The 25,785-nt window shown below is 68.8% G+C and carries 23 protein-coding genes; 11 read left to right on the top strand and 12 right to left on the bottom strand.

Annotated elements, in window-relative coordinates:
* Window positions 1–5: 5 nt before the first annotated feature.
* The 3 genes from AC07NI_RS08250 to AC07NI_RS08240 form a co-directional block, all read right to left on the bottom strand.
* The gene (locus AC07NI_RS08250; RefSeq protein WP_494617723.1) at window positions 6–1,238 is read right to left on the bottom strand and encodes a hypothetical protein; all 1,233 of its coding nucleotides are present in this window, start codon (window positions 1,236–1,238) and stop codon (window positions 6–8) included.
* A gap of 95 nt (window positions 1,239–1,333) precedes the next feature.
* Entirely contained in the window at window positions 1,334–1,756 is a 423-nt protein-coding gene (locus AC07NI_RS08245; protein WP_494617722.1) for a response regulator, read from the bottom strand.
* Window positions 1,756–4,950, bottom strand: a complete 3,195-nt coding sequence (locus tag AC07NI_RS08240) for a PAS domain S-box protein (RefSeq protein WP_494617721.1) — start codon at window positions 4,948–4,950, stop codon at window positions 1,756–1,758. The genes AC07NI_RS08245 and AC07NI_RS08240 overlap by 1 nt, the downstream gene beginning before the upstream one ends.
* Window positions 4,951–5,122: 172 nt before the next feature.
* On the opposite strand from AC07NI_RS08240, the gene AC07NI_RS08235 reads away from it, so the two are divergent.
* On the top strand, window positions 5,123–6,205 hold the full coding sequence (locus AC07NI_RS08235) for a PA0069 family radical SAM protein (protein ID WP_494617720.1): 1,083 nt from the start codon (window positions 5,123–5,125) through the stop codon (window positions 6,203–6,205).
* Window positions 6,206–6,365: 160 nt separating this feature from the next.
* On the top strand, window positions 6,366–6,821 hold the full coding sequence (locus AC07NI_RS08230) for a cell wall biosynthesis glycosyltransferase (RefSeq protein ID WP_494617719.1): 456 nt from the start codon (window positions 6,366–6,368) through the stop codon (window positions 6,819–6,821).
* Between the two features lie 134 nt (window positions 6,822–6,955).
* Here the strand turns inward: AC07NI_RS08230 and AC07NI_RS08225 are convergent, their stop codons facing one another.
* Together AC07NI_RS08225 and AC07NI_RS08220 are read right to left on the bottom strand one after the other, a co-directional pair.
* On the bottom strand, window positions 6,956–8,509 hold the full coding sequence (locus tag AC07NI_RS08225) for a lytic transglycosylase domain-containing protein (RefSeq protein WP_494617718.1): 1,554 nt from the start codon (window positions 8,507–8,509) through the stop codon (window positions 6,956–6,958).
* Window positions 8,510–8,629: 120 nt separating this feature from the next.
* On the bottom strand, window positions 8,630–9,445 hold the full coding sequence (locus tag AC07NI_RS08220; RefSeq protein WP_494617717.1) for a uracil-DNA glycosylase: 816 nt from the start codon (window positions 9,443–9,445) through the stop codon (window positions 8,630–8,632).
* 151 nt (window positions 9,446–9,596) lie between these two features.
* On the opposite strand from AC07NI_RS08220, the gene AC07NI_RS08215 reads away from it, so the two are divergent.
* The 4 genes from AC07NI_RS08215 to AC07NI_RS08200 all read left to right on the top strand — a co-directional run bounded on the left by AC07NI_RS08215 (window position 9,597) and on the right by AC07NI_RS08200 (window position 14,648).
* Complete coding sequence (locus AC07NI_RS08215) at window positions 9,597–11,270, top strand: electron transfer flavoprotein-ubiquinone oxidoreductase (RefSeq protein ID WP_494617716.1); 1,674 nt, start codon at window positions 9,597–9,599, stop codon at window positions 11,268–11,270.
* A 74-nt stretch (window positions 11,271–11,344) separates the two neighbouring features.
* The gene (locus tag AC07NI_RS08210) at window positions 11,345–13,075 is read left to right on the top strand and encodes a tetratricopeptide repeat protein (RefSeq protein WP_494617715.1); all 1,731 of its coding nucleotides are present in this window, start codon (window positions 11,345–11,347) and stop codon (window positions 13,073–13,075) included.
* Window positions 13,076–13,115: 40 nt separating this feature from the next.
* Window positions 13,116–13,988: a 4-(cytidine 5'-diphospho)-2-C-methyl-D-erythritol kinase gene (locus AC07NI_RS08205; protein WP_494617714.1), complete on the top strand. Its 873-nt coding sequence runs from the start codon at window positions 13,116–13,118 to the stop codon at window positions 13,986–13,988.
* 24 nt (window positions 13,989–14,012) lie between these two features.
* Window positions 14,013–14,648, top strand: a complete 636-nt coding sequence (locus tag AC07NI_RS08200; RefSeq protein WP_494617713.1) for a peptidylprolyl isomerase — start codon at window positions 14,013–14,015, stop codon at window positions 14,646–14,648.
* On the opposite strand, the gene AC07NI_RS08195 is transcribed toward AC07NI_RS08200, so the two are convergent.
* The 3 genes from AC07NI_RS08195 to AC07NI_RS08185 form a co-directional block, all read right to left on the bottom strand.
* Window positions 14,629–15,093, bottom strand: a complete 465-nt coding sequence (locus tag AC07NI_RS08195; protein WP_494617712.1) for an NUDIX domain-containing protein — start codon at window positions 15,091–15,093, stop codon at window positions 14,629–14,631. The genes AC07NI_RS08200 and AC07NI_RS08195 overlap by 20 nt on opposite strands.
* 100 nt (window positions 15,094–15,193) lie before the next feature.
* Window positions 15,194–16,723 carry an ammonium transporter gene (locus AC07NI_RS08190; RefSeq protein WP_494617711.1) on the bottom strand — a complete coding sequence of 510 codons (1,530 nt, stop codon included), beginning with the start codon at window positions 16,721–16,723 and terminating at the stop codon, window positions 15,194–15,196.
* Window positions 16,724–16,749: 26 nt separating this feature from the next.
* The gene (locus AC07NI_RS08185; RefSeq protein ID WP_004623580.1) at window positions 16,750–17,088 is read right to left on the bottom strand and encodes a P-II family nitrogen regulator; all 339 of its coding nucleotides are present in this window, start codon (window positions 17,086–17,088) and stop codon (window positions 16,750–16,752) included.
* A gap of 322 nt (window positions 17,089–17,410) precedes the next feature.
* On the opposite strand from AC07NI_RS08185, the gene AC07NI_RS08180 reads away from it, so the two are divergent.
* The 4 genes from AC07NI_RS08180 (at window position 17,411) to glyS (ending at window position 21,740) form a co-directional block, all read left to right on the top strand.
* Window positions 17,411–17,761 carry a DMT family protein gene (locus tag AC07NI_RS08180; RefSeq protein WP_494617710.1) on the top strand — a complete coding sequence of 117 codons (351 nt, stop codon included), beginning with the start codon at window positions 17,411–17,413 and terminating at the stop codon, window positions 17,759–17,761.
* A gap of 85 nt (window positions 17,762–17,846) precedes the next feature.
* Window positions 17,847–18,755, top strand: a complete 909-nt coding sequence (locus AC07NI_RS08175) for a fasciclin domain-containing protein (RefSeq protein WP_494617709.1) — start codon at window positions 17,847–17,849, stop codon at window positions 18,753–18,755.
* An 85-nt stretch (window positions 18,756–18,840) separates the two neighbouring features.
* Entirely contained in the window at window positions 18,841–19,740 is a 900-nt protein-coding gene (locus tag AC07NI_RS08170) for a glycine--tRNA ligase subunit alpha (protein WP_494617708.1), read from the top strand.
* Between the two features lie 5 nt (window positions 19,741–19,745).
* Window positions 19,746–21,740: a glycine--tRNA ligase subunit beta gene (gene glyS, locus AC07NI_RS08165; protein WP_494617707.1), complete on the top strand. Its 1,995-nt coding sequence runs from the start codon at window positions 19,746–19,748 to the stop codon at window positions 21,738–21,740.
* A gap of 144 nt (window positions 21,741–21,884) precedes the next feature.
* On the opposite strand, the gene AC07NI_RS08160 is transcribed toward glyS, so the two are convergent.
* Complete coding sequence (locus AC07NI_RS08160) at window positions 21,885–22,727, bottom strand: metal-dependent hydrolase (RefSeq protein ID WP_494617706.1); 843 nt, start codon at window positions 22,725–22,727, stop codon at window positions 21,885–21,887.
* A 73-nt stretch (window positions 22,728–22,800) separates the two neighbouring features.
* On the opposite strand from AC07NI_RS08160, the gene AC07NI_RS08155 reads away from it, so the two are divergent.
* The gene (locus AC07NI_RS08155; protein ID WP_494617705.1) at window positions 22,801–23,403 is read left to right on the top strand and encodes a TetR/AcrR family transcriptional regulator; all 603 of its coding nucleotides are present in this window, start codon (window positions 22,801–22,803) and stop codon (window positions 23,401–23,403) included.
* On the opposite strand, the gene AC07NI_RS08150 is transcribed toward AC07NI_RS08155, so the two are convergent.
* From AC07NI_RS08150 to AC07NI_RS08140, 3 genes are read right to left on the bottom strand one after another with little or no spacing between them, the layout of a single operon-like run.
* Window positions 23,400–23,795 carry an NUDIX hydrolase gene (locus AC07NI_RS08150; RefSeq protein ID WP_494617704.1) on the bottom strand — a complete coding sequence of 132 codons (396 nt, stop codon included), beginning with the start codon at window positions 23,793–23,795 and terminating at the stop codon, window positions 23,400–23,402. The genes AC07NI_RS08155 and AC07NI_RS08150 overlap by 4 nt on opposite strands.
* A gap of 21 nt (window positions 23,796–23,816) precedes the next feature.
* The gene (locus AC07NI_RS08145) at window positions 23,817–24,890 is read right to left on the bottom strand and encodes a serine hydrolase domain-containing protein (protein WP_494617703.1); all 1,074 of its coding nucleotides are present in this window, start codon (window positions 24,888–24,890) and stop codon (window positions 23,817–23,819) included.
* A gap of 30 nt (window positions 24,891–24,920) precedes the next feature.
* Window positions 24,921–25,784: a helix-turn-helix transcriptional regulator gene (locus AC07NI_RS08140; RefSeq protein WP_494617702.1), complete on the bottom strand. Its 864-nt coding sequence runs from the start codon at window positions 25,782–25,784 to the stop codon at window positions 24,921–24,923.
* Window position 25,785 lies beyond the last annotated feature (1 nt).

The raw sequence follows: 25,785 nt of genomic DNA, 5'->3' as shown, positions 1-25,785 counted from the left end.
CTTGTCTAGGCGACCTGGATCTCGCCGGTGTCGATCTGCGACCAGTCGTGCAGCGGCAGGTGCAGGGACGAGCATGCCGTGGTCGGGGTCGGCGCCTCCAGCAGGTCGGTGATCGCCGGCCCGCTCAGGAACGGCGCGCGGTGCTCGATGCAGGCGTTCAGTTCGCGGCGGGTGCGCAGTTCGGTGACGCCCTGCCAGATCCGTTTTCGGGCGTAGAGGGGCTCGTCGCGCAGGAAGCGGGTCGCGGCCGACAGGCGCACGCTCTCGCTGCCTTCCGGCAGGATCAGGGTGACGGAGTTGACCATGTCGGCCGGCAGGTCCTCGACGCGGAAGGCCGGGTCGGCGACGCGCAGGTCCAGGCGCGAGAAATAGGGCGACAGGTGCGTCTGGATCATCTGCATCGCCGAATAGGACGGCGCGCGCGGCGTGTCGTAGATCGCCGCCGCCAGTCGCGACCGGGCGGCGCGGGGCAGGGCCTTCAGATGCGGCAGCAGCCCGTCGCGGGCGGTCGGCTTGATCAGGGTCGAAAAGCAGATCGGGAAGAACAGCACGCCGGACTCCTGGCGGCCCAGGATGTCGCGGGCGCTCTCCAGGATCGGGATGTCGTGGTCGGCCTCGCGTCCATGGGCGGCGGGCGCGGGCATGTCGAAGTCGAAGACCCTCGGCCTGGCGTCGTCGCGCCACAGCGCGATGTTGCCGACGAACAGCTCCCGGGGCGCATGGAACACGCCGCGATAGGCGATCCGCGACGATACGGTCTCGGGCTGGATGTCCTGCAGGGCGTCCAGCGGCGGCTCGCCCGCCACCGAGGCCCCGGGCGGGGCCAGGGCGGCGACGCCGTCCTGGGTGATCCGGCAGACCCGGCCGATCGCATCGCCGAAGTCGTCGGCGTCCAGCATCGCCTTCAGCTGCTGCGGCGGCATGCCGGCGAAGCGCATGACCTCGGCCTTGTCGCCCTCCAGCATCAGCAGCGAGACCTCGCCCTCGCTGGTCTGGCCGAACAGCTTGGTCTGGAGGTCGCGGGCCAGCGATTGCAGCTCGCGGGCGTCCAGCAGTGTGGCGCGCGGATCGGCCAGCACGAACGAGAACGGCGCGACCAGGCCATGGCGGCGCGGCCATAGCCACTTGGTCTCGAGATAGGCTCCCGCGACCTTGGCAACGAGGCCGGCCATGGTGTCCAGGTCCGCGAACATCAGCGTGTCGCCGACCATGATCTTGATGCAAGCAAGCGCGGTCATGGGGCCATGCTGCGCGCATCAGGTTATCACGTCACTAGACCCGCCAGCGACCTAGCGTCGCATGGTGGGCGTAAAGATCGCGGAGCGTGTGGCGTCTAGTCGAGGATAAAGGCGTCGTCGGGCTGGCTCGGCGCCGGGCTAGTAGGCTTGGCGGGCGAGGGCCGCATGATGGCGTCCACGCGTTTCAGCAGGTCCAGCGGCTTGAACGGCTTGATCAGATAGCCGTCCGCGCCTTGCTCGATGGCCTGCATGATCGTGCCCGGATCGCGCTGAGCGGTCATCATCAGGATCTTCGGCCGGTTCTGCCGCGCGCGCATCAGCCGCAGGATGTCCAGGCCGCTCATGCCGGGCATGCGGATGTCCAGCAGCACCAGGCCGAAGTTCTCGCGCCCCAGGATCTGCATGGCCGTGTCCGGCGTGGCGGCCGACGAGATGTTGTAGCCGTGCTGGGTCAGGATCAGGTCGACGAACTGGCGGACGGTGGGGTCGTCGTCGACGATGAGAATGCGGTTGGGCATCAGGCGGCCGCCTCGCGTTCGACCTGCTGCGCTAGCCGCGCGATCCAGGCGGCCAGCACGCGCTCGGCGGCGTCGCACTGGGCGCGGGCGGCGGCGAAGGCGGCCTTGCTGTCCTCGCCGGCCCGGCAGCAGTCCTCCAGCACGCGGGCGGCGGCCGACAGGCGGTTGAAGCCCAGCAGGCCGGCTGAACCGGCCATGGTGTGGGCCTCGTCGGCCACGCGCGGGCCGCGCTCTTCCTTGAGAGCGCCGGCCAGCTGGGTGCGCAGCAGGCGGGCCATCTTCAGGCTGGCTTCCGAGCCCATCAGGGCTTCAAGGGCGTCGCGCGCCTCGCGTTCGTCCTTCAACTCGTCGGTGGCCATGGGCGGGGCGGCGGCCTGGGCCTGGCCGCCCAGATATTCGATCAGGGCCGCTTCCAGGTCGTGCTCGGACAGCGGCTTCAGCAGGTGACCGACCATGCCGGCGGCCTTGCACGCGGCGATCTGGTCGGGCGAGCCGCCGGCGGTCAGGGCGATGATCGGGGCCTGCGTCAGGCCCCGGCGGCGGATCTCGCGGGTGGCGGCGCGGCCGTCCATCACCGGCATGTGCACGTCCATCAGGACGAGGTCGTAGCTGGCGCGCTCCAGGGCCTCGATCGCCTCGACGCCGTTGGTCGCCAGCTCGACGACGCAGCCGCGCCGGCTCAGCAGGGCCTTGAACAGCTCGCGGTTCAGCTCGGTGTCGTCGACCAGCAGCACGCGGCCCTCGAAGCGGCGCAGGGTCTTGGAGCCGCCGACCGTGGCGACCGGGGCGGCGATCGCCAGGTCGATCTCGAACCAGAAGGTCGAGCCCTGGCCCAGCACGCTCTCGACGCCGATCATGCCGCCCATCAGCTCGACCAGCTCGCGCGAGATGGCCAGGCCCAGGCCCGTGCCGCCGAACTTGCGGCTGATGCTGTCGTCGGCCTGGGCGAAGCGATGGAACAGGCGCCCCAGGGCGTCGGGCGCGATGCCGACCCCTTCGTCGATCACCGACACCCGCACGCGGCGGCGGCCGATGGGCGAATCCAGCGAGGCGACGTCGACGGTGACGGCGGCGTCCTTGGTGAACTTCACGGCGTTGGACAGCAGGTTCAGCAGCACCTGGCGCAGGCGAAAGGCGTCGCCCTCGACCCAGCCGGCGGTGCGGCCCGAGCGGCGCAGGGCCACGCCGTGCTGGGCGGCCTGGGGCTCGACCATGGCCAGGGTGTCGGCCACCAGGTCGTCCAGGCTGAACGGTTTGCTCTCCAGGCTGACCGCGCCGGCGTCCAGCTTGGAATAGTCGAGGATGTCGTTGATCAGCACGTTCAGGCCTTCGCCGGCCGAGCGCACCCGCTCGGCGTGGCGGCGGTCGCTCGGCGTCAGGTCGGTGCTGTCGGTCAGCAGGCGCGAGAAGCCGATGACGCTGTTCAGAGGCGTGCGCAGCTCGTGGCTCATGGTGGCCAGGAACTCGCTCTTGGCGCGGGCGGCGTCCTCGGCGACGTCCTTGGCCGCGGCCAGCTGCTCGGCCATGGCGGCCAGGCTCAGGGTCTGGCGCTCCAGGGCGTCCTGGGCCTCGACGCGAGCGGTCTGGTCCTGGACCTGGGCGATGAAGTGCCGGGGCGCGCCGTCGGGCGCGCGCACCAGCGATACCGACAGATGCACCCAGACCAGCCGGCCGTCCTTGTGCAGGTAGCGCTTGTCCATGCCGTAGCTGGGGATCTCGCCCGCTATCAGCTGCTGCAGCAGCGCCAGGTCCTTCTCCAGGTCGTCGGGGTGGGTGATGGTCTGGAAGTCGGTCGCCAGCAGTTCCTCGGGCGTGTAGCCGACGATGCCGCAGAAGGCGTCGTTGATCTTGTGGAAGCCGCCTTCCAGCGTCACCAGGGCCATGCCGACCGAGGCGTAGTCGAAGGCGGTCTCGAAGATCTCCAGCTGCGCCTTGCGCGCCGAGATGTCGTGCATCAGGGCCGTGAAGCTCCAGCCGTCCGGCCCGGCCGCGCCGCTGATCGCCAGCTCGATCGGGAACACCTCGCCCGACTTGCGCTGGGCCGGCACCTCGATGCGCTGGTCGATGACCGCGCTCTGGCCGGTGCGCAGGAAGCGGGCCAGGCCCTTGTTGTGGGCGTTGCGGTGCTCCTCGGGGATGATGAAGTCGCTGAGGCGCTTGCCGACCGTCTCCTCGGCCGTCCAGCCGAAGGTCTGCTCGGCGAAGCGGTTCCAGTCGGTGACATGGCCGGTCTCGTCGATGGTGACGATGGCCTGGTAGGCGTTGGCGACGACCTTGCGGGCGCGGGCCTCGCTCGCGCGCAGCTGCTCCTCACTGCGGCGCACGGCCTCGAAGGCGGCGTTGCGGGTGGTGACGTCCTCCAGCACGCCGAAGATGGCCACCACCTTGCCGGCGTCATCATACTCGCAGGTGGCGCGGGAAAGGCCGTGGCGGACTTGGCCGTCGGCGCGCAGCAGGCGGATCTGGTGCTCGACCAGGCCGCCGCCCTTCATGGCGCGGGCGAAGGCCTGGCGGGCGCCGTCGCGATCCTCGGCCGGATAGAGGTCCAGCCAGTTGTCGGCCGTCGGCGTGAAGGCGTCGGGCGCCAGGCCGTAGATCTTGTAGACCTCCTGCGACCATTGGATGGTCCCGGTCCGCAGGTCGGCGCGCCAGTGGCCGACGCCGGAGATGACCTCGGTCATCTGCAGCAGGCGGCTTTCCTCCTGCAGGCGGCGCTCGGCGCGGGTCTTTTCCAGCTGGGCGACGACGGCGCTGGCCAGCACCTTCAGCTGCGCCTTCTGGGCGTCGGTGATCGCCGGGCGCGGCTTGTCGTCGATCACGCACAGCGTGCCGAGATTGTAGCCCTCGTCGGTGGTCAGCACCGCGCCAGCGTAGAAGCGGACGTTCGGGTCGCCGGTGACCAGCGGATTGTCGGCGAAGCGCGCATCCAGCGTGGCGTTCTCGACCACCATGACCTCGTAGGCGGGCAGGCGGATCGCATGGTCGCAGAAGGCCTGGTCGCGCGGCGTCTGGCAGCCGTCCAGGCCGTGCTTGGCCTTGAACCACTGCCGCTCGCGGTCGATCAGCGAGACGGTGGCCATCGGGGTGTCGAACAGCTGGGCCGCAAGGCGGGTGATGTCGTCGAACACGGGCTCGGGCGCGGTATCCAGCACCCGGTACGAAACGAGGGCCGCGAGGCGGTCGTGTTCGGACATTCCAACTTCCAAGCTTGGCCGTGCAAACCTTTGCGCCGCCGAGCGCCCAGCATCGCCCAGCGGGCTTTCCAAAAGTTGAGGCGGACCCGAAATGAGCTGCGACGGATTAGCGCAGCTTGAGTGTAGTGAAATTGTTCTTGTTATGTTCGCATTGGCAGCGCAGGATCGCGCCATGGCCGAGGCAGCGAAACTGGCGCCCGCACCGCGTGGGCGGGGCGCGAAATCCAATCGAACCGGACGCTTCGAGTCCCGGACCAGTGAGTCGTTCGACGACGGCTGGGGCGAGGAGGACGAGCCGGGCCAGCTGAAGACCGAACTTCAGCCGATGAAGTCGCGGACGATCATCGCCCGCAACCAGAGCCCGGACATCGGCTTCGACCGCTCGATCAACCCGTACCGAGGCTGCAGCCACGGCTGTATCTACTGCTACGCGCGGCCGAACCACGCCTATCTGGGCCTGTCGCCGGGCCTGGATTTCGAGACCAAGATCTTCTTCAAGCCGCACGCGGGTGAGCTACTGGAGAAGGAACTGTCCAAGGCCTCGTACAAGGCGGCGCCGATCCATATCGGCGGCGACACCGATCCCTACCAGCCCGACGAGAAGCAGCTGCGGGTGACGCGGCAGATCATCGAGGTGCTGGACCGCGCCAGCCACCCGTTCACGATCATCACCAAGTCGGCGCTGATCCTGCGCGATATCGACGTGCTGAGCCGGATGGCCGAGCGCAAGCTGACGCGGGTGGCGATCTCGATCACGACGATGGACCGCCATCTGGCCCGCAGCATGGAGCCGCGCGCGGCCACGCCCCGCAAGCGGATCGAGGCGGTGCGGCGGCTGACCGAGGCGGGGATCCCGGTGACGGTGATGTTCGCCCCGGCCATTCCGGGCCTCAACGACCACGAGGTCGAGACGGTGCTGGAGGCCGCGTCCAAGGCCGGCGCGCGGGGCGCGGGCTATGTCGCCCTGCGCCTGCCGCGCGAGATCGCCCAGCTCTTCCAGGAATGGCTGGAGACCGACCATCCGGACCGTGCGAAGAAGGTGCTGTCGCTGGTGCGGCAGATCCGCAAGGGCGAGGTGAACAACTCCAACTGGGGCGAACGCATGCTCGGCGACGGCCCGGTGGCCGAGGTGCTGCGGCAGCGGTTCCACCTGGCGGTCAAGAAGTTCGGGCTGGACCAGCCGTGGACGCCGTTGGACGCAAGCCAATTCGTGGCGCCGAGGAAGCCGAGCGTGCAGATGGATTTGTTTGGGTAACCCCAGCTTGTCATCCCGGCCGCAGCGAAGCGGAGAGCCGGGACCCCAGGGCGGCCTCACTGCGCTTGGCCCATGGGTCCCGGACAAGCGCTGCACGCTTTCCGGGATGACAAGGATGGGAAAGGCTTGACCCTGGGTGGTGCGCTGGCCAAGCAAAGCCATGATCTCCGTCGTCCTCGTCGCCTCCGAAGACCTGACCGGCCTGGCCGCCCAGATGGCCATGCTGGTGCCCGCCGCCGTGGACGGGCTGGTCAAGGACGTGATCCTGGTCGCCGACGGCGAACCCGGCGTGGACGCGCTCGCTGAAGACAGCGGCGCCCGGCTGGTGACCACCTCCGGTGACCGCCTGGCGGCCGGCGCGGCGGCGGCGCGCGGCGACTGGATCCTGACCCTGCGATCGGCGCCGGCCCTGCGCGAAGGCTGGCGTGAGCCGGTCGAGAAGCACCTGGCGGGCGGGGCGGGGGCTCCAGCCATGCTGACGGTCCCCGGCGGTATGCTGAGCAAGCTCTCGCCGCGCCTACACGGCGTGCTCGTGCGGCGACTGGACTGGCCCGCGAGCGGTGGTGACGAGAAGGCCATCGCCAAGGCGCTGAAGGCCAAACGGCTGGATTACTAAGCCCACACCCCGTCCGCTCATCCCCGCGAAAGCGGGGACCCAAGCTGAGCTGGGAAATAAACTTGAGACCGCTCAGCTAGCTGAAAGCCCGCATGGGTCCCCGCTTTCGCGGGGATGAGCGGGGGTAGGGGTAGTTAAGGCTGCGCCGACGTCAGCTGCACCATCAGCTGGTCGATGCTGGTCGGCGCCGCCACCTGCGGGTCCAGACGGAAGTCCACCGTCCGCGCACCGCTTGCCACGGCGTCCAGGGTCTTGTTCTCCGCGCCCATCAGCCGGCGATAGGTCCAGTAGCTGGCCATCACCTTCTCGACGTAGTTGCGCGTTTCCTTGTAGGGCAGGCTCTCGATCAGCAGCAGGGTGTCGCAATCCGCGCCCAGCTGGGCCGCCGTGCGGTTCAGGGTCGCCGGCCCGCCGTTATAGGCGGCCACCGCGCGCAACAGGTCGGGGCTCTTGACGCCGCGATCCATCAGCCAGGTGAAATAGTCCTGGCCGGCCCGCAGATTGTAGGCCGGATCGAACAGCGGGCTGTTGTCGGCCAGCAGCTTGTCGTCGCCCACGACGTCGGCTGCCGAGGCCGGGCGCACCTGCATCAGGCCCATGGCCCCGGCGGCCGAGAGGGCCATCGGGTCGAAGCGGCTTTCCTGGCGCACCAGGGCGTAGACCATGGCCTTGTCGATGGTGAAGCCGCCGACCGGGTCCAGCGGGGGCAGGGGATAGTCCTCGCCGCCGACCCGGCGCACGGCGCGGCCGGCGTTCAGCGGGGCGTTGGCGTTGATCGCCAGGGCCAGGGCGGTCCAGTCGTCGCGCAGCTGCTGGCTGTCGGCCAACGACAGGCCGGCGCGCAGCTCCATGCCCGCCTCGCGCCAGCGACCGACCTGGGCCAGGGCCGAGGCGCGGCGGGCGCGGGGGTCGGTCGCGACCAGCCGGTCCAGCGAAGCGGTGTCCGGCCCGGCGTAGCTGGCGCGGGTCAGCAGGCTGGCGATCGGGTCGTAGGTCTCTTCCGGCGCGGTCGCGCCGGTCATGGCCAGCTGCCGCACGGCGATCATGCCGTAGAAGGTGTGGGGCGAGCGGGCGGCCTCACCTAGCAGGCTCTGGGCGTCGCGCTCGTGGCCGGCCTGGCTGGCTACGCGGGCGGCCCAGAAGGCGCCGGCGGCGCGCAGCCACTCGTCCTCGTGCTCGTCGTGGGCGACCTGCTCGAAATAGGTCTGGGCCGTGCGGGTGTCGCCCAGGCGATAGGCCGACAGGCCCGCGATCCAGGTCTCGCCGCCGGCCACGGCCAAGCTCAGGGCCTTCTGCACGTCGCCGGAATAATAGGCTTCGCGGGCGGCGCGGCCCTTGTCGGCGGGCGGCGGGGCGCTGTCGTCGCCGATGAACAGTTCGGGGGCGAGCAGGGGAGCGACGCGCTTGCCGGCCGGCTTGCGCTTGACGGCCAGGGCGTAGACGCGGTCGGCGCCGGCCTCGTCCGAATAGGTGCGCAGCCAGCGGTTCAGGTCGTCATAGCTGGCCGAGAAACGGGTCGGGTGCATGACCTTGGCGAAGGCCAGGCGGCCGGCCAGGCTGTGGTCATGGGCGTTGGCGAAGGCCGCGGCGGCGGCGTCGAAGTCACCCCGGTCGGTGGCGGCGAAGGCGGCGCGATAGGCGCGGACGTCTTCCGGAGTCAGGGGATCGAGGGCGCCAGCGTGCGCCATAGGCGACGTCGCGCACACGAAAAGGGCCGCCAAAACGGCCAGAGGGCGAGCCCAAAGCTGCAAAAGTGATCCGCGCTCCCCCGCAGGCGCGCGTCCCCCATTCCCACAATTCCGCAAATTCTAGTGCGGACGGTCCGGGCGATCAAGCCGCTCGGTCAGCGTCAGAAGGTCCTGCCAGGCCTTCTTCTTCTGAGCCGGGGTGCGCAACAGGAACGCCGGGTGCAGAGTCGGCATGGCCGGCAGCTCGATCGACTTGTCGTCGGACAGCCATTCGAACCAGCGTCCGCGCATGGAAAGGATGCCTTCCTCGCGCTTCAGCATCGCTTTCGCCGAGGCCCCGCCGGCCAGCAGCAGCATCTTCGGCTGCACCAGGGCGATGGCGCGCTCGACGAACGGCGCGCAGGTCGCCTGCTCCTGGGGCGTCGGCGTGCGGTTGCCGGGCGGGCGCCAGAAGACGGTGTTGGTGATGAAGACGCGGCCTTCCAGGCCGGCGGCCTTCAGCATGCGGTCCAGCAGCTTGCCGGCCCGGCCGACGAACGGCTGGCCCTGGGCGTCCTCGTCGGCCCCGGGGCCTTCGCCGATGATCATCAGCGGCGCGTCAGGGGCGCCGCGCGAGAACACCGCCTGCTTGGCCCCTTGGGCCTTCAGCGGGCAGCCGTCGAAGGCGGCGATGGCGGCGGCCAGGCTTTCCAGGTCGTTGCAGGCAGCCGCGGCGGCCTTGGCCATGGCGACGGCCGAGCCGACATCTGGACCGCGCGCCAGCATCGGACGGGCGATCGGGACGGGCGGAGGCGGCGGCTGGCTCTTGGCTCGCAGCATCGCCGCGCCCTCGGCCAGGCGGTCGATCGGCGCATCGGCGTACGACGCATCGACGCCCGCATCGGCCCAGAAGGCCAGCAGGCTTTCGACGGCGCGTTGATCGACGGCGAGGCTCATGAGACCGTCTTAGCGCGGAACTTCGCCAGTCTCCACGCTGCGATGCAGCAAAAAAGAGACGCTAGGCGCTTGACCGCCACTACGTCACGTTTGGATAAGCTCTGATTCAAACAGTCATAAGACGGGCGGCCGAGCCCGATCGGGAGACCTTATGAGCGAAGACCTCGAACGCGAGTCGATGGAGTACGACGTCGTCATCGTCGGCGGCGGTCCCGCCGGGCTCTCCGCCGCGATCCGCCTGAAGCAACTGGCCGCCAAGGCCGGGACCGAGATTTCGGTGGCTCTGCTGGAAAAGGGCTCGGAAGTCGGCGCCCACATCCTGTCGGGCGCGGTGATCGATCCCAAGGGCCTGGCCGAGCTGTTCCCGAACTGGAAGGAACTGGGCGCCCCGCTGGAGACGCCGGTCACCAAGGACCGCTTCAAGCTGCTGGGTCCGCAGGGCGAGCTTTCCCTGCCGATGTTCGCCATGCCGCCGTTCATGCACAACCACGGCTGCTACATCGCCTCGCTGGGCAACCTGACCCGCTGGCTGGCCGGCAAGGCCGAGGAGCTGGGCGTCGAGATCTATCCGGGCTTCGCGGCTTCGGACCTCGTGTGGAACGAGGACGGTTCGGTGAAGGGCGTCGTGGTCGGCGTCGTCGGCATCGCCAAGGACGGCCACCACAAGCCGGACTTCCAGCCGGGCATGGAGCTGCACGGCAAGTACGTGTTCATCGCCGAGGGCGTGCGCGGCTCGCTGGCCAAGCAGCTGATCGACAAGTTCGACCTCTCGGCCGGCAAGTCGCCGCAGAAGTTCGGCCTGGGTATCAAGGAGCTGTGGCAGGTCCCGCCCGAGAAGCACCAACCGGGTCTCGCCGAACACACTACCGGATGGCCGCTGGATAACCAGACCGGCGGCGGCAGCTTCATGTACCACTTCGGGGACAACTACGTGGCCATCGGCTACGTCGTGCACCTGAACTACAAGAACCCGTGGATCTCGCCGTTCGACGAATTCCAGCGTTTCAAGCAGCACCCCGGCGTGAAGCCCTATCTGGAAGGCGGCAAGCGCATCGCCTACGGCGCGCGGGCCATCACCGAGGGCGGCTACCAGTCGGTGCCGAAGCTGACCTTCCCGGGCGGTGTGCTGATCGGCTGCTCGGCCGGCTTCGTCAACGTGCCGCGCATCAAGGGCAGCCACAACGCCGTCAAGACCGGCATGCTGGCCGCGGAGGCCGCCTATGAGGCCGTGCAGGCCGGCCGCGCCAGCGACGAGCTGACCGGCTACCAGACCGCCTATGACAAGTCGTGGGTGGCCAAGGAGCTGAAGGTCGTCCGCAACGCCAAGCCGATGCTGGGCAAGTTCGGCACCGCCCTGGGCGGCGCGGTCAGCATGTTCGACATGTGGTGCACGCACCTGCTGGGCGGCTTCTCGTTCTTCGGCACCATGCAGCACGAGAAGACCGACGCGGCCTCGACGGGTCTGGCCAAGGACTACAAGCCGATCGTCTATCCCAAGCCCGACGGCGTGATCAGCTTCGACAAGCTGAGCTCGGTGTTCCTGTCGGCCACCAACCACGAGGAAGACCAGCCGGCGCACCTGAAGCTGAAGGACCCGTCGATCCCGATCTCGGTGAACCTGCCCAAATACGGCGAGCCGGCGCGTCTCTACTGCCCGGCCGGCGTCTACGAGGTGCTCTACAACGAGCAGGGCCAGGACCCGCGCTTCCAGATCAACGCCCAGAACTGCGTCCACTGCAAAACCTGCGACATCAAGGATCCGTCGCAGAACATCGTCTGGACCACGCCCGAAGGCGGCGGCGGACCGAACTATCCGAACATGTAAGCGAAGCAGCCTCCCGGCCCTCGACCGGGAGGCTTTTTCTTGCGAGCGACCTCGAAACCGCCGAGGGTGGCGGGATGACGCGTTTCAAAGTCCTCCTCGCCTGCGTTTCGGTTTCGGTCCTGGCGGCCTGCGCCCAGGGGCCCAGCACGGTCACTTTGCGAGGCCCCGTGGCGGGCTCGCCGCTGTTCGACACCCGCAGCTCGTACGGCCAGTTCCTGGCGGGCCAGGCGGCCCTGCGCGACGGCAAGTCCAAGGAGGCGGCCACCTATTTCGGCACGGCCGCGGTGCTGGGCGATGATCCCGGCGTGATCGGCGAGCGCTCGTTCTCGGCCCTGCTGCTGGCCGGCGAGATCACCCGCGCCGCCGCCGCTGCTCCGACCGGCCCGGACGCCACCGAGGCCGTCCAGCGCATGGGCGTGCTGACCCGCGTGGTCGAGGCCCTGGCGACCAACAAGGGCAAGGACGCCCAGGCGCTGCTGAAGACCAATGCACTGGGCTTCCCGCACCAGCAGGCCGGCGCGCTGCTGGGCCCTTGGGCCGCCGCCGCGGCCGGCGACAACGAGGGCGCGATCGTCCAGCCGACCTTGCGCACCGACAAGCTGGTGCAGTATTTCGGCCAGCAGGGCCAGGCGCGCCTCTATGAGCGGGCCAAGCGCTATGACGAGGCCGAGACCGACTACAAGGCCCTGACCGGCAACGCCGCCACGGCCAGCATCTTCACCATCGACTACGGCGCGTTCCTGGAGCGCCGCAAGCGTCACGACGATGCCGTGGCCCTCTACGACACGGCCCTGCGCAGCGCGCCCAACGATACGGGCCTGCTGCGGGCCCGCGCCCGCGCCGCCGCCAAGGGCGCGCCGCCGCCGATGCCGACGATCCGCCAGGGCGCGGCCGAGGGGCTGGTGGCCTGCGCCGCCACCTTCGCGGGCGAGCGCCAGGCCCAGTTCGCCCTGGCCTATCTGCGCCTGGCCCTGCGCCTGGATCCGGGCCGCGACGAGGCCTGGGTGCTGGTCGGCGATCTGCTGAACCAGGGCGAGGACCCGCAGGGCGCGATCGAGGCCTATGGCCACGTGCCCGCCGGTTCGCCGCACTACGCCTCGGCGCAGAGCAAGATCGCCTGGGCCTGGAACGACATCGGCGACAAGGCCAAGGCGCTGGAGGTGGCCCGCGCCGCCGCCACGGCCGCGCCCAACGACCGTGACGCCCAACTGGCCCTGGCCGATCTGCTGCGGGCCGGCAGCCAGTGGAACGAGTCGGTGGCGGTGCTGGACAAGGTGGTCGAGCGCGAGAGCGGCAATCCCGACTGGCGCGTGCTGTATCTGCGCGCCGTGGCCCTGGAGCAGGCCAAGCGCTGGCCCGAGGCCGAGCGCGACCTGCAGCAGGCCCTGAAGATCAATCCCAACGAGCCGGAGCTGCTGAACTTCCTCGGCTACAGCTGGATCGACCGCAACGAGCACCTGGCCGAGGCCATGGGCATGGTCCAGAAGGCCGTCGCCGCGCGACCGACCTCGGGCGCCATGCTCGACAGCCTGGGTTGGGCCTATTACCGCCTGGGCGACTACAAGAACGCCGTCGAGAAACTGGAAACGGCCGTCGAGATGGAGCCGGGCGATCCGGACGTCAACGGCCACCTGGGCGACGCCTACTGGCGGATTGGGCGCAAGACCGAGGCCCAGTTCCAGTGGCAGCGCGTCCTGAGCCTGGAGCCCGACGACAAGCAGAAGGCCGATTCCGAAGCCAAGCTGAAGAACGGCCTGGCGGCGAACGGCGCGGCGGCGACGTCGTCGACGACAGCGAGCAACTGAGTTATCGGGCGTTCGTCCGTTTCAGCCTGAGTCCGAGATCATGCGGCTTTCCGCCTTCGCCCCGGCCAAGGTCAATCTGTTCCTGCACGTGGGCGGGCCGGACGCGGAGGGCTATCATCCGATCGCCAGCCTGATGGTGTTCGCCGACGTCGGCGACCAGGTGATGATCCAGCCCAGCGACGCGCCGGCCTTCGAGACCTCGGGGCCGTTCGGGGGCGACATCCCGGTCGATGGCGACAACCTGGTGGTCCGCGCCGCGCGGGCCTTCCATGCCAAGCTGGGCGGGCCGATTCCACCTTATCGCCTGATCCTCGAAAAGCACCTGCCGATCGCGGCGGGCCTGGGCGGCGGCTCCAGCGACGCGGGCGCGGCCTTCAAACTGCTGCGTGACGCCCTGGCGCCGGACCTGCCCGATGACGACCTGGAGCCGCTGGCCGCCAGCCTGGGCGCGGACGGCGCGGCCTGCCTGCGGGCCGTGGCCCTGATGGCCGAAGGGCGAGGGGAGATGCTTTCTCCCGCGCCGGCCTTGCCCGAGCTGCATGCGGTGCTGGTCAATCCGGGCGTGCCGTCGCCGACCGGGGCGGTCTATCGCGCCTATGACGTGGCCGTGCATCCGGACGGGGCCGAGCGGCCGTTCATGCCGGAAGACCTGGAAAGCGTCGAGGAAGTCGCCGCCTGGCTGTCCGTCGCCACCCGCAACGACCTGGAAGCGCCCGCCGTGGCCCTGGAGCCGCGCATCGGCGAGGTGCTGGACGTGCTGCGCGAGGAGCCTGAAAGTCTGCTGGTCCGGATGTCCGGCTCTGGGGCGACGTGCTTCGCCCTCTGCGCCGGCGACATCGAGGCCGAGACCTTGGTCGAACGTCTGCAGACGACACGGCCGGACTGGTGGGTGCGGCGCTGCCGCCTCGTTTAGACAATAGTGGGCTGAGGAACACGAATGAAGCGCCGTGACGTTCTCGCCGCCCTTGGAGGTCTCGCCGCCGCGCCGGGCCTGGCCGACGCCCAAATCCTGAATCTGGGTCCGACGCCGATCGTGCCGGGACCGGGCGACATCCTGGTCAGCCTGGACACTGGCCAGGGCCAGATCGTCATCGCCCTGAAGGCCAAACAGGCGCCGCTGACGGTGGCCAACTTCCTGCAGTATGTCGACGCCAAGCTCTATGACGGGTCCAGCTTCTGGCGCTCGGCCAAGGCGCCGGGGTCGACCACCTACGGCCTGATCGAAGGCGGATTGGCCAGCGATCCCAAGAAGGTGCTGAAACCCGTCGCCCACGAGCCGACCACCCAAACCGGCCTGCGCCACGTCGACGGCACACTGTCCCTGGCGCGCCGCGAGCCGGGCAGTGGCGACAGCGACTTCTTCATTTGCGCGGGCGAGGCCCCGTACCTGGACGCCAATCCGGCGGCGGAGGGCGACAATCTCGGCTTCGCCGCCTTCGGCCAGGTGATCAAGGGCATGGACGTGGTCCGCAAGATCCTGAACCTGCCCACGCCCGGCAAGGCGATCAATCCCGTGATGGAAGGCCAGATGCTGGACCCGGTCGTGCCGATCGTCACCGCGCGGCGGCTCTGACCACCTCGGTCAAGCCGGCCGGGAAGATGGCCTCGGTGCTGGCCGCGATCTCGTCGGCGCTCCACCAGCGGATTTCCCGCATCGCCTGACGTTCGGCCTCGTCGATCCCGTCGAGGCGCGGGGCGGAGGCCTGACACCGCGCGAGGAAGAAGACGTCGGTATTCTCGAGCGGCGCGCCCTCGTGTTCGAAGACGGCCGTCGCTTCATGGATCGGGCCGCTGAGCGGAAGCTCCAGTCCGAGCTCCTCCATCAGCTCGCGTCGCGCGCCGGCAAGCGGCTCCTCGTCGCCTTCCAGCCCGCCGCCGGGCGTCGCCCAGAACACGACGTTGCCGCCTTGCCGCGTGATCTCGAAGCGGATCAGCAGCACCCGGTCGGTCTCGTCGAGAAGGATTACACGCGCCGCTTGGCGTTGGCGGGGTGGAGTTGTGGTCATTGCAGCGACCATGCCGCCGCTCTCCCTGGTCGGGCAAGTTCAGGCAAAGAGAAAGGGCGCGGAGGTTGCCCTCCGCGCCCTTCCTGGTTCCCGGCTGGGAGCCTGCCGCAGCTTAGCTGTGGTAGGCGCGTTCGCCGTGTTCCGAGATGTCCAGGCCTTCCTCTTCGGCTTCCGGCGAAGCCTTCAGGCCGATGACCAGCTTGATCACGAAGAAGACGATCAGCGAGGCGACCAGCGACCAGACGATGGTGACGCCGACGCCCTTCAGCTGGGCGATCACTTGGGTGCCCATGTTGTAGACGGCGTTGTCGCAGGTCGAGATGTCACCGTCCTTGGCGCAGCTCGTGTAGTCGACGATGCCGGCGCCGCCCCAGGCGGGGTTGACCAGGAAGCCGGTGGCGATGGCGCCGACGATGCCGCCCACGCCGTGGATGCCGAAGGCGTCCAGGCTGTCGTCATACTTCAGCGCGTTCTTCACGACCGAGCAGAAGAAGATGCAGATCGGCGAGACGATCAGGCCCAGGATCACCGAACCCATCGGACCGGCGAAACCGGCGGCCGGGGTGACGGCGACGAGGCCGGCGACGATGCCCGAGGCCAGGCCCAGGGCCGACGGCTTCTTGCGGGTGACCCACTCGACGACGATCCACGACAGGCCGGCGGCGGCGGTGGCGACGAAGGTGTTGATCATGGCCAGCGAGGCGTAGCCGTTCGATTCCAGGTTCGAGCCGGCGTTGAAGCCGAACCAGCCCACCCACAGCAGACCAGCGCCCACGAGGGTCAGGGTCAGCGAGTGCGGGGGCATCGGCTCCTTGCCGTAGCCTTGGCGCTTGCCCAGGACCAGGGCGCCGACCAGAGCCGCGATACCGGCGTTGATGTGGACGACGGTGCCGCCGGCGAAGTCCAGGGCGCCGAAGCCCCAGATCAGGCCCGACTTGACCGGAGCGGTCGGGGCCAGGGCGATCGCGTCAGGACCCGGCCACCACCAGACCATGTGCGCCATCGGATAGTACGACAGCAGCGGCCACAGGACGGCGAAGGCGACGATGGCGGCGAACTTCATGCGCTCGACCAGCGAACCAACCACGAGGGCGGCGGTGATGGCCGCGAAGGTCGCCTGGAACGAGATGAAGGTGAACTCGGGGATCACCACGCCGGTCGAGAACGTCGCGACGTTGCTGGCCGGGGTCACGTCCTTGAGGAACAGGCGGCTGAGACCGCCGACGAAGCTGTCCCAGCTGCCGCCGTCGGTGAAGGCGAAGCTGTAGCCCCACAGCACCCAGGCGACGAATCCGATCAGGGCGACGGTCGAGACCTGCATCATGACCGACAGCATGTTCTTGGAGCGGACCAGGCCGCCGTAGAACAGGGCCAGGCCGGGGATGATCATCAGCAGGACCAGCAGGGCCGACGTCAGCATCCACGCATTGTCACCCTTGTCGTTCTTGTCGACGATGGTGGGCGCGGCGGCCGGGGCGGGAGCCGGCGTGGCGGCCGGAGCAGCCTCGGCGGGCGCTGCGGCGGTCATGGCGGCGGCCGGCGCGGGCGCGGCCTCCTGGGCGAAGGCGGTAGCCCCCAGCGGAGCCCCCGCCAGGGTCGCGGCGAGCAGCAGCCCGGCCAGCGGTTTGAAGGTGAGTTTCATCGTCGGTATCCCCTTTTCCCGATGCGTTACAGAGCGGCCGAGCCGGTTTCGCCGGTGCGGATGCGGACGGCTTCCTCGACGTTCAGGACGAAAATCTTGCCGTCGCCGATCTTGCCCGTGGCCGCGGCGGCCTTGACCGCCTCGACGGCCTTGGCGGCCGAAGCGTCGTCCACGACGGCTTCCAGCTTCACTTTCGGCACGAAATTCACTTGGTACTCGGCGCCCCGGTAGATCTCGGTCTGGCCCTTCTGGCGGCCGTAGCCCTTCACTTCCGACACCGTCAGACCTTCGACGCCGGCGGCGACGAGCGCTTCGCGCACCTCATCCAGCTTGAAGGGTTTGACGACCGCTATGATCAGTTTCATCCGCCTTGCTCCGACCCGCTGAGCCGCGGGCTTGCTTTGCTTGGTTGTTCGGAAGCTTTTCGCCCCCGGTGTGATCACCGCCGACGCCGCCATCACGCGCTGCATCGTTCCCCGGCCTGGCCACGCTATCGGCGACGGTTCCGTGACGGGCGGGGCGGGCAAGGTTTTGGAAAGGAAATAGGCAAGGCGCCTAAAATCACGGCGCCTAGCGCCGCCGTTGCGTCAGAAACTGGCGATTTGACCTGACGGGAGGTTCTGGCGGCGACAGCCCGGCTTGCCCTAGGTTGGCGGAATCCCCAACGCCCCGCTCTGGAGCCCGCCCATGTCGCCCTTGGTCATGAAGATCGCCCCCTGGCTGATGCTGGTCATGTCCAACGTCTTCATGACCTACGCCTGGTATGGTCATCTGAAGGGCAAGCCGATGGCGCTGCCGATCGCGATCCTGTCCAGCTGGCTGATCGCCTTGCCCGAATACCTGCTGGCCGTGCCCGCCAACCGGATCGGGCACCATGTGTATTCGACAGCTCAATTGAAGGTCGGGCAGGAGTTCATCACTCTGTTGGTCTTCACCCTGTTCTCGTTCTTCTATCTTGGGGAAGCCATCAAGTGGTCGACTGTCGCGGGCTTTGGTCTGATCATCGCCGGGGTGGCGGTCGTGTTCTTCTTCAAGTGAAGCTCTAGTGTGATCACGTGGCCGTGATCACGGAACCGACTCCCCGGTCCGGGCGTAAACCGCTCGAACCGAGAGGAACTCGACCATGATCACCCAGCGTCTCCTGACCGCCGCCGCCGCGATCGCCCTGATGACCGGCTTCGCCCATGCTCAAGAAGCTGCCGCGCCCGCCGCGCCGCCGCCGGCTGCCTCTTCGCCCGTCGTGGCCAAGGGCGACCTGATCCAGACCGCCGAGGCTTCCGGCCAGTTCAGCACCTTCCTGAAGGCCGTAGGGGCCGTGAACCTGACCAGCGTCCTGAAGACCAACCAGAACCTGACCCTGTTTGCCCCGACCGACGCGGCCTTCGCCGCCCTGCCGGCCGGCGAGCTGGACAAGCTGATGCTGCCCGAGAATGGGCCGATGCTTCAGAAGGTGCTCACCTATCACCTGATCAACGCCAAGGTGGACTCCACCAAGATCAAGGGCGCCAAGGGTGAAGTGAAGAGCGTCGAGGGCTCGCCGCTGCTGCTGGACGGCTCGGGCGCGACGCCGATGGTCGACATGGCCACTATCACCCAGACCGACGTCATGGCCACCAACGGCGTGCTGCACGTGGTCGACAAGGTTCTGATCCCCAAGGACGTCCCGGGCCTGCAGGCCGCCGCCGCGGCGACCGATGCGGCCGCGACCATGGAAGTGGCCGCCAACGAGCAGACGGCCCCGGCCGGCCAGGCCATGCCGGCTGATCCGCAGGCCGCGCCGCCGGCCCCGGCCACCACCGACATGGCCGCCGATCCGGCCGCTGCGCCCGCTCAGGCTGCTCCCGACGCCGGCGTGAACACCTCGGGCGTCGTGGCGGTCTCGTCGCAATCGCCGGAGGCTCAGGCCACGCTGAAGGCGGGCGACGCCAATGTCGTCTCCAACCCGCCGGTCGCCGACACCAAGGCCAACCGCGCCAAGTACGGCGCGCCGGAGTCGAACGCCGGCAAGCGCACCGTGCCGAAGGGCAACTAAAGCCTTTCCGCTTCCGGACTTCGCTTGAAGCAGCAGTCGGCGGGCCCTATGGTCCGCCGACTTTTTTCTAGGCCTGCTTCGATTGATGTCGCGCGAAAAACCCAAGTCCTTCCAAAGCCTGATCCTGACGCTCCATGACTATTGGAGCCGGCAGGGCTGTATCATCCTGCAGCCGCATGACGTGGAAGTGGGGGCGGGGACCCTGCACCCGGCCACGGTGCTGCGCGCCCTGGGTCCCAAGCCCTGGAACGCCGCCTATGTGCAGCCCTCGCGCCGTCCGGGCGACGGCCGCTATGGCGAGAACCCCAACCGCCTGCAGCACTATTACCAGTACCAGGTGATCCTGAAGCCGAACCCCGAGAACATGCAGGACCTGTACCTGGGTTCGCTGGAAGCGATCGGCTTGGATCTGCGCACCCACGACATCCGCTTCGTCGAGGACGACTGGGAAAACCCGACCGTCGGGGCCTGGGGCCTGGGTTGGGAAGTCTGGTGCGACGGCATGGAAGTGAGCCAATACACCTACTTCCAGCAGGTCGGCGGCCTGGACGTCTCGCCGGTGGCCGGCGAGCTGACCTACGGCCTGGAACGCTTGGCCATGTACGTGTTCGGCGTCGACAACGTCTACGACCTGCCGTTCAACGACCCGGACTCGCCGCTGGGCGCGACGACCTATGGCGACGTGTTCCTGGAGAACGAGCGCCAGCAGTCGGAAGCCAACTTCCACGGCTACGACGTCGCCGTGCTCAAGCAACAGTTCGAGCAGATGGAGGAGCAGGTCCCGCTGATGCTGGCCCGCTCGTACCAGAACAAGGCGCTGGTCCTGCCCGCCTACGACATGGTCCTCAAGGCCAGCCACCTCTTCAACCTGATGAACGCCCGCGGCGCGATCGCCGTCGCCGAGCGCGCCAGCTACATCGGCCGCATCCGCGACCTCTGTAAGATGTGCGCCAGCGCCTGGGTCGATCAGCAGGAAGCCGCGTAAGTACGATGCCCCAACTTCTCCTCGAACTGTTCTCGGAAGAGATCCCCGCCCGCATGCAGGCCCAGGCCGCCAAGGACCTGGAGCGCATGGCGCGCGAGCACCTGGCCGCCGCCGGCTTCCTGCCCGAGGCCCTGAAGACCTTCGCCGGCCCGCGTCGCCTGACCCTGGTGGCCGAAGGCCTGCCGCTGGCCCAGGCCGACCGCAAGGAAGAGCTGAAAGGCCCGCGCGTCGGCGCCCCGCCGCAAGCCATGGAAGGCTTCCTGCGCAAGGCCGGCCTGACGCAAGACCAGCTGGTCGAGCGCGACGGCGTCTACATGGCCTTCATCGAGAAGAAGGGCCGCCCGACCCCGGAGATCGTCGCCGAGATGGTCGAGGCCATCGTCCGTGGCTTCCCGTGGCCCAAATCGATGATCTGGGGAACCAAGAAGCTGCGCTGGGTGCGTCCACTGAAGCGGATCCTCTGCGTGCTCGACCGCGAGGTCGTGCCGTTCGCCATTGAGGGCATCCCGAGCGGCGACGTCACCGAAGGCCACCGCTTCATGGGCGACGCCCAACCCTTCGTGGCCAAGGACTTCGACGAGTACGCGGCGGGCCTGGAAGCCCACTTCGTCGTGCTCGACGTCGAAGAGCGCAAGGCGCGCATCCTCGAAGGCTGCAAGACCCTGTGCTTCGCCCGTCATCTCGAATTGGTCGAAGACCAAGGACTTCTGGAAGAAGTCGCCGGCCTGGCCGAATGGCCGACGCCGGTGCTGGGCGACATGGATCCGGTCTTCCTGAGCCTGCCGCCCGAGGTGATCCGCACCTCGATGCGCACGCACCAGAAGTACTTCGCCGTCCGCAAGGCCGGTGAAGAGGGCCTGGCCCCGCACTTCATCACCATCGCCAACATCCAGGCGGCCGACGGCGGCGCGGTCATCGCGGCCGGCAACGCCAAGGTGCTGTCCTCGCGCCTGTCCGACGCCCGCTTCTTCTGGGACGAGGACGTCAAGGTCGGCTTCGAGCCGTGGCTCGAGAAGCTGAACGGCGTCACCTTCCACGCCAAGCTCGGCACCATGGCCCAGCGCGTCGAACGCATCGTCGCCCTGGCCGGCGAGATCGCCCCGCTGGTCGGCGCCGATGTCGAGAAGACCAAGGAGGCCGCGCGCCTGGCCAAGGCCGATCTGGCCTCGCAGATGGTCGGCGAGTTCCCCGAGCTGCAAGGCGTCATGGGCGGCTACTACGCCCGCGCGTTTGGCCTGGACGGCGAGATCGCCGACGCCGTGCGTGACCACTACAAGCCGCAAGGCCCCTCGGACGCCGTCCCGACCGCGCCGGTCAGCATCGCCGTGGCGCTGGCCGATAAGCTGGACACGCTGGTCGGCTTCTTCGCGATCGACGAAAAGCCGACGGGGTCAAAGGACCCCTATGCCCTGCGCCGCGCGGCGCTGGGCGTGATCCGGATCATCCTGGAGAACAACCTGCGCCTGTCGCTGGCCAAGTTCGGCAAGGACGACCTGATCGCCTTCTTCGCCGATCGCCTGAAGGTCACTCTGCGCGACCAAGGCAAGCGCCACGACCTCGTCGACGCCGTCTTCGCCCTGGGCGATGACGACCTGGCGCGCATCGTCGCGCGGGTCGAGGCCCTGGACGGGTTCCTGAAGACCGACGACGGCAAGAGCCTGATGGCCGGCTACAAGCGCGCGTCCAACATCCTCAAGGCCGAGGAGAAGAAGGGCGCTCTGCCGGTCGGGGCTCCGGAAGCGCCGACCGCCGACAGCGACGCCGAGGTCGGCCTCTACAACGCCCTGCGCCTGCTGGCCAAGCCGCTGAAGGACGCCCTGGACGCCGAGGACTTCACCGGCGCCATGACCCAGCTGGCCGAGCTACGCGGTCCGGTCGACGCCTATCTCGACGGCGTCTTCGTCAACGAACCCGAGCACCGCGACAACCGCCTGAAGACCCTGGCCGCCGTCCGCGACGCCATGGGCCAGGTGGCGGACTTCGGCCTGATCGCGGGGTAACTCCCCACATCCGATCTCCCCGGCGAACGCCGGGGCCCAGACGAACCAAGAGCGCCGGGCGGCTTCGCTCGGCGCTCTTTCGCATTCACGGCTGATGTTCAGGATGGATCTGGGCCCCGGCGTTCGCCGGGGAAACGGATCAGGCTAGGCCACCGCCGCGTCGAACTCGGCCTTCCACCCCGCGAACTCGGCGCGGTCGTCCTGGTCCCACGGATGGAAGCCCGGGCGGTACCAGGCGAAGTAGGTTTTCCAGCCCCGGCGGAAGAGGCCGGGCTTGCCCCACACGAACGCATTGACCGCCTTCAGCGCCGCCTTGGGCGAATAGCCGTCGGCCTCCAGCAGGCGCGCGGCGTAGCGGCAGATGTTGCGGGTGAACATGATCGTCACGAAGAACATCGCCCGGCAGCGCATGAAATAGCGGCGACGCGCCGACCAGTCCTTTGTCGCAACCATGAAGACGTCATAGGCGACCGCCTTGTGCTCGGTCTCCTCCATGGCGTGCCAGCGCCACAGCTGCTCGACGCCCGCCGGGGTCTGGTCGAACAGGTCCTGATGGCGCACGTGCATCTCGGCCATCATCGCCGTGAAGTGCTCCAGGGCGATGGTCGACAGCAGCATGGCCATCTTGCCACGCTCGCGGGCCATCTTCACACGGCCCTTCACTGTCTCCTCGATCTCGGCGACCGGATAGCGCGTACGGTCGATCAAGCTGTTCAGCTGATGGTGCTCGCGCGAGTGGATGGCTTCCTGGGCGATGAAGTTCTTGGCGTCGTCCAGGAGCTTGCCGGTCAGCAGGTGGCGGTAGTTGCGCACCGCGTCCATGAACAGGCGCTCGCCGTCCGGGAAGGTCAGGGACAGGGCGTTGAACACCGCCGTGCCGACGGGATCGCCGCCCAGCCAGTGGCCCTTCTGGGCGTCGGCGAGGTCGAAACGGATGTCGCGCGGGGTGACGTCCAGGTCTGCGGGGGTGGTTTTGGTCTCGGTCATGGCGTTGTGCGCTCCGCCGGATTAGGGCTTGGTCAGCCTGTGTTGTGACGCACTCTGAGTTATACTGACAAAAATGTCAATAGAGACAGCCACTCCGAAGACCCGTGTCCGTCGATCGCCCGAAGCCGCGCGCGAGAACATCCTCGCCGCCGCCGAGGCGCTGCTGGTCGAGCACGGCCCGCAGGCCATCAAGCTGGCCGACGTGGCCAAGGCCGCCGGGGTGGTCCACGCCAATGTCATCCACCACTTCGGCTCGATCGCCGGGGTCGAGACGGCGCTGATGGAGCGGATGATCCGGCAACTGGCCGACAAGATCATCGTCGGCTTCAACGAGCAGGGCGTCTCGGCCGGCTTCGGGGCCCAGGCTTTGTTCGACGCCTTCGAGACCCGGGGCGCGGCGCGGCTGGCGGCCTGGCTGGAGCTGACCGGCGAGGGGCGGCGGATGACCCTGGTGCGCCAGGTCGTCGACGAGGTGGTTCAGACGCGGCTGGCGCAGGACGTCGGCGTCGCGCGCGAGACGATCATCGACTTCATCCTGCTGAACATCGTCCTGGCCATCGGGGTCGGGCTGTTCGGCCCGACCTTGAGCGAGCTGCTGGGCCGGCCGGCGGACCGGGCGCGCGAACTGGCGCAGGAGCTGGTCCAGGGGCGGATCACCGCCATGGGTAAAGCCTAGGCGCGGGCCAACAGCGCGGGCAGGACTTGCTCGGTCAGCAGAGGCGCTAGCCGCAGGTCGCCCGGCGCGGCCGGATCGATCCAGGCCAGCTCCTCGATCTCGGCCCGCGCGGCGATCGCGCCCTCGACCGTGGCCAGGTAGGTCGCCGATTGCACGGTGAAGCCGGCCTCGTTGGCGGCGGGAGCCGAGAAGTTCCCCAGCAGCTCGGCGCTGAGAAGCCGGCAGCCCAGCTCCTCGTCGAGTTCGCGGGCCAGGGTCGTGAGGTCGTCCTCGCCACCGTCGCGCTTGCCGCCGGGCTTCATGAAGGCGGACGTGCCGCGCTTGCGGACCAGCAGCATGCGGCCGTCCGCATCACGGATCACGGCGGTGACGATGTCGAGGACGCGGCTCATGCGGCCAGGGTAGCCGAGTCGCTACTTCTCGACCGCCGCCAGGATGTGGTCGGCCAGCAGCTTCTCGGAGATGGCGTGCGGCTGGCGGACGCCGAAGTTCGTGGTGGTGATCACCGCCACCAGGTCCAGGTCCGGCACGATCGCCACCTTCTGGCCGCCCGAACCGCTCATCAGCCACGCCTTGTGGCCGTTGAAGGTCTGCAGCCAGACCAAGTAGCCGTAGTCGGTGTTCTCGCGCGCATTGGCGTGCGGCGTGACCGAGGCTTTCACGAACGCGGCGGGCAGCACCTGCTTGCCGTCCCACTGGCCGCCATTGGCGTAGAGCTGGCCCAGCTTCAGCAGGTCGCGGCTGCGCAGGCCCAGACCGCCGCCGCCCATGGCCAGACCCGTGGGCGACATCTGCCACTTGGGGTTCTCGATGCCGAGCGGCTTGAACAGCACCTCGTCGGCGAAGGCGGGCAGGGGCTTCTTCACGGCGTTCTGCACGACCTGGCCCAGGGTCACGACGCCGGCGGTGCAGTAGCTGAAGCTGCGGCCGTAGGGCGAGGCCTCGGGCTTGGGGTTCCAGTCCGGGAAGCCGCGCACCGGTAGGTCGAGGTAGAAGCCGACCCAGTCCTCGATCAGGTACATCCGCTCCTCGTTGCCGCGCGAGAACGAGTTGTCGTCGTCGCACTCGGCGATCGAGCTCATGGTCAGCAGATTCTCGACCGTGACCTTGTCCTTGCGCGGATCGGGATTGGCGGCTGGCGGGCGACCCTTGAGGTAGGCCTTGATCGGCGCGTCGAGGCTGGGCAGGGCGCCGCGGGCCAGCGCCGCGCCGGTCAGCATGGCGGTGACGGTCTTGGTGGCCGAGCGGGTGTTGCGGCGGGCTTCGGCGCCGTCCTGGTCGTAATAGGCCTCGAACACCAGCTTGCCGTGGCGGGCGACCAGGACGCTGGTGATCTTCTGGAACTCGCCGGCCTTGATGGCGGCCGACATCGCGTCGAGCTTGGCGGCCGAGAGGCCCTCGGCGGCGGGAGGAGCGGTGGTCCAGTCGGCGGCTTGCGCCCCGAGCGGGGCCAGGACGAGGGCGGCGGCGAACGCGAAGGCTTTCAAGGCGGGAACTCCAAAAGGAACCTCTGCCGTCTAGGCCGCGCCGGCCTGCTCGTCTTGGACGCTTGAAACCAGCGGCCGGCGTCCGCACAGCCGCGCGAACTCGCCCGGCGTGACGCCATAGGCCTTCAGGAACTGGCGATTGAGGTGGCTCTGGTCGCAGAAGCCCGAGGCCAGGGCGATCTCGCCGATCGGATCGCGGCCGCGCATCAGCAGGTCGGCGGCGCGCTCCAGTCGGCGGGTGCGCAGGCGATCGCCCGGCGCCGTGCCCAGCCAGCGTCGATAGCCGCGCGCCAGATAGACCGGATGCACGCCAGCGATCTCGGCCAAGTCCGAGACACTGATCGGCTGGTCGAACGTGTCGGCCAGGTAGGTCTCGGCGCGATCCAGCCACGAGGGGCGCTTGTCGCTGCCGGCCACGGGCGTGATCGCCTGCGAGGCCAGCTCCAGGCTGAGTCCTTCCAGCGACAGGGCCTCGGTGTCGAGAGTCAGGAGCGAGCGGGTCAGGCGCAGGGCCGCACGGCGCGCGGCCGGGCCGGTCAGCCGCAGGGCGTCGATCGCCGCGCCGCGTCCGGAGCTCGCCAGGGCGCGCCAGTCGGCGGCGCCGAAGCTGACGGCCAGAAAGCAGCCGCCGCCGTCGACGAACCGATCCCGATGGACGACGCCGGGCGGGTTGTAGACCAGCACGGGCCCTTCGGTCTCCGGGCCGGCGGCCGTGGTGATGTAGCGGCCGCGGGTGGCCAGCACGAAGTGGGCGTCGTCGTGGCTATGCTCGTCGACGTGGTCGGCGCGGTTGGTGGCTTCCAGGTGCGCCAGACGCACGCCCGGCAGCTGGCGCTCGACGGTGGGCGCGCCGTAGAACTGGCCTGGGCGAAAGGCAGTTCTTGGCGCGGCCATG

It is taken from the genome of Caulobacter sp. GW821-FHT10E02 (assembly GCF_059415225.1).
This window is presented reverse-complemented; position numbering and strand designations above follow the sequence as displayed.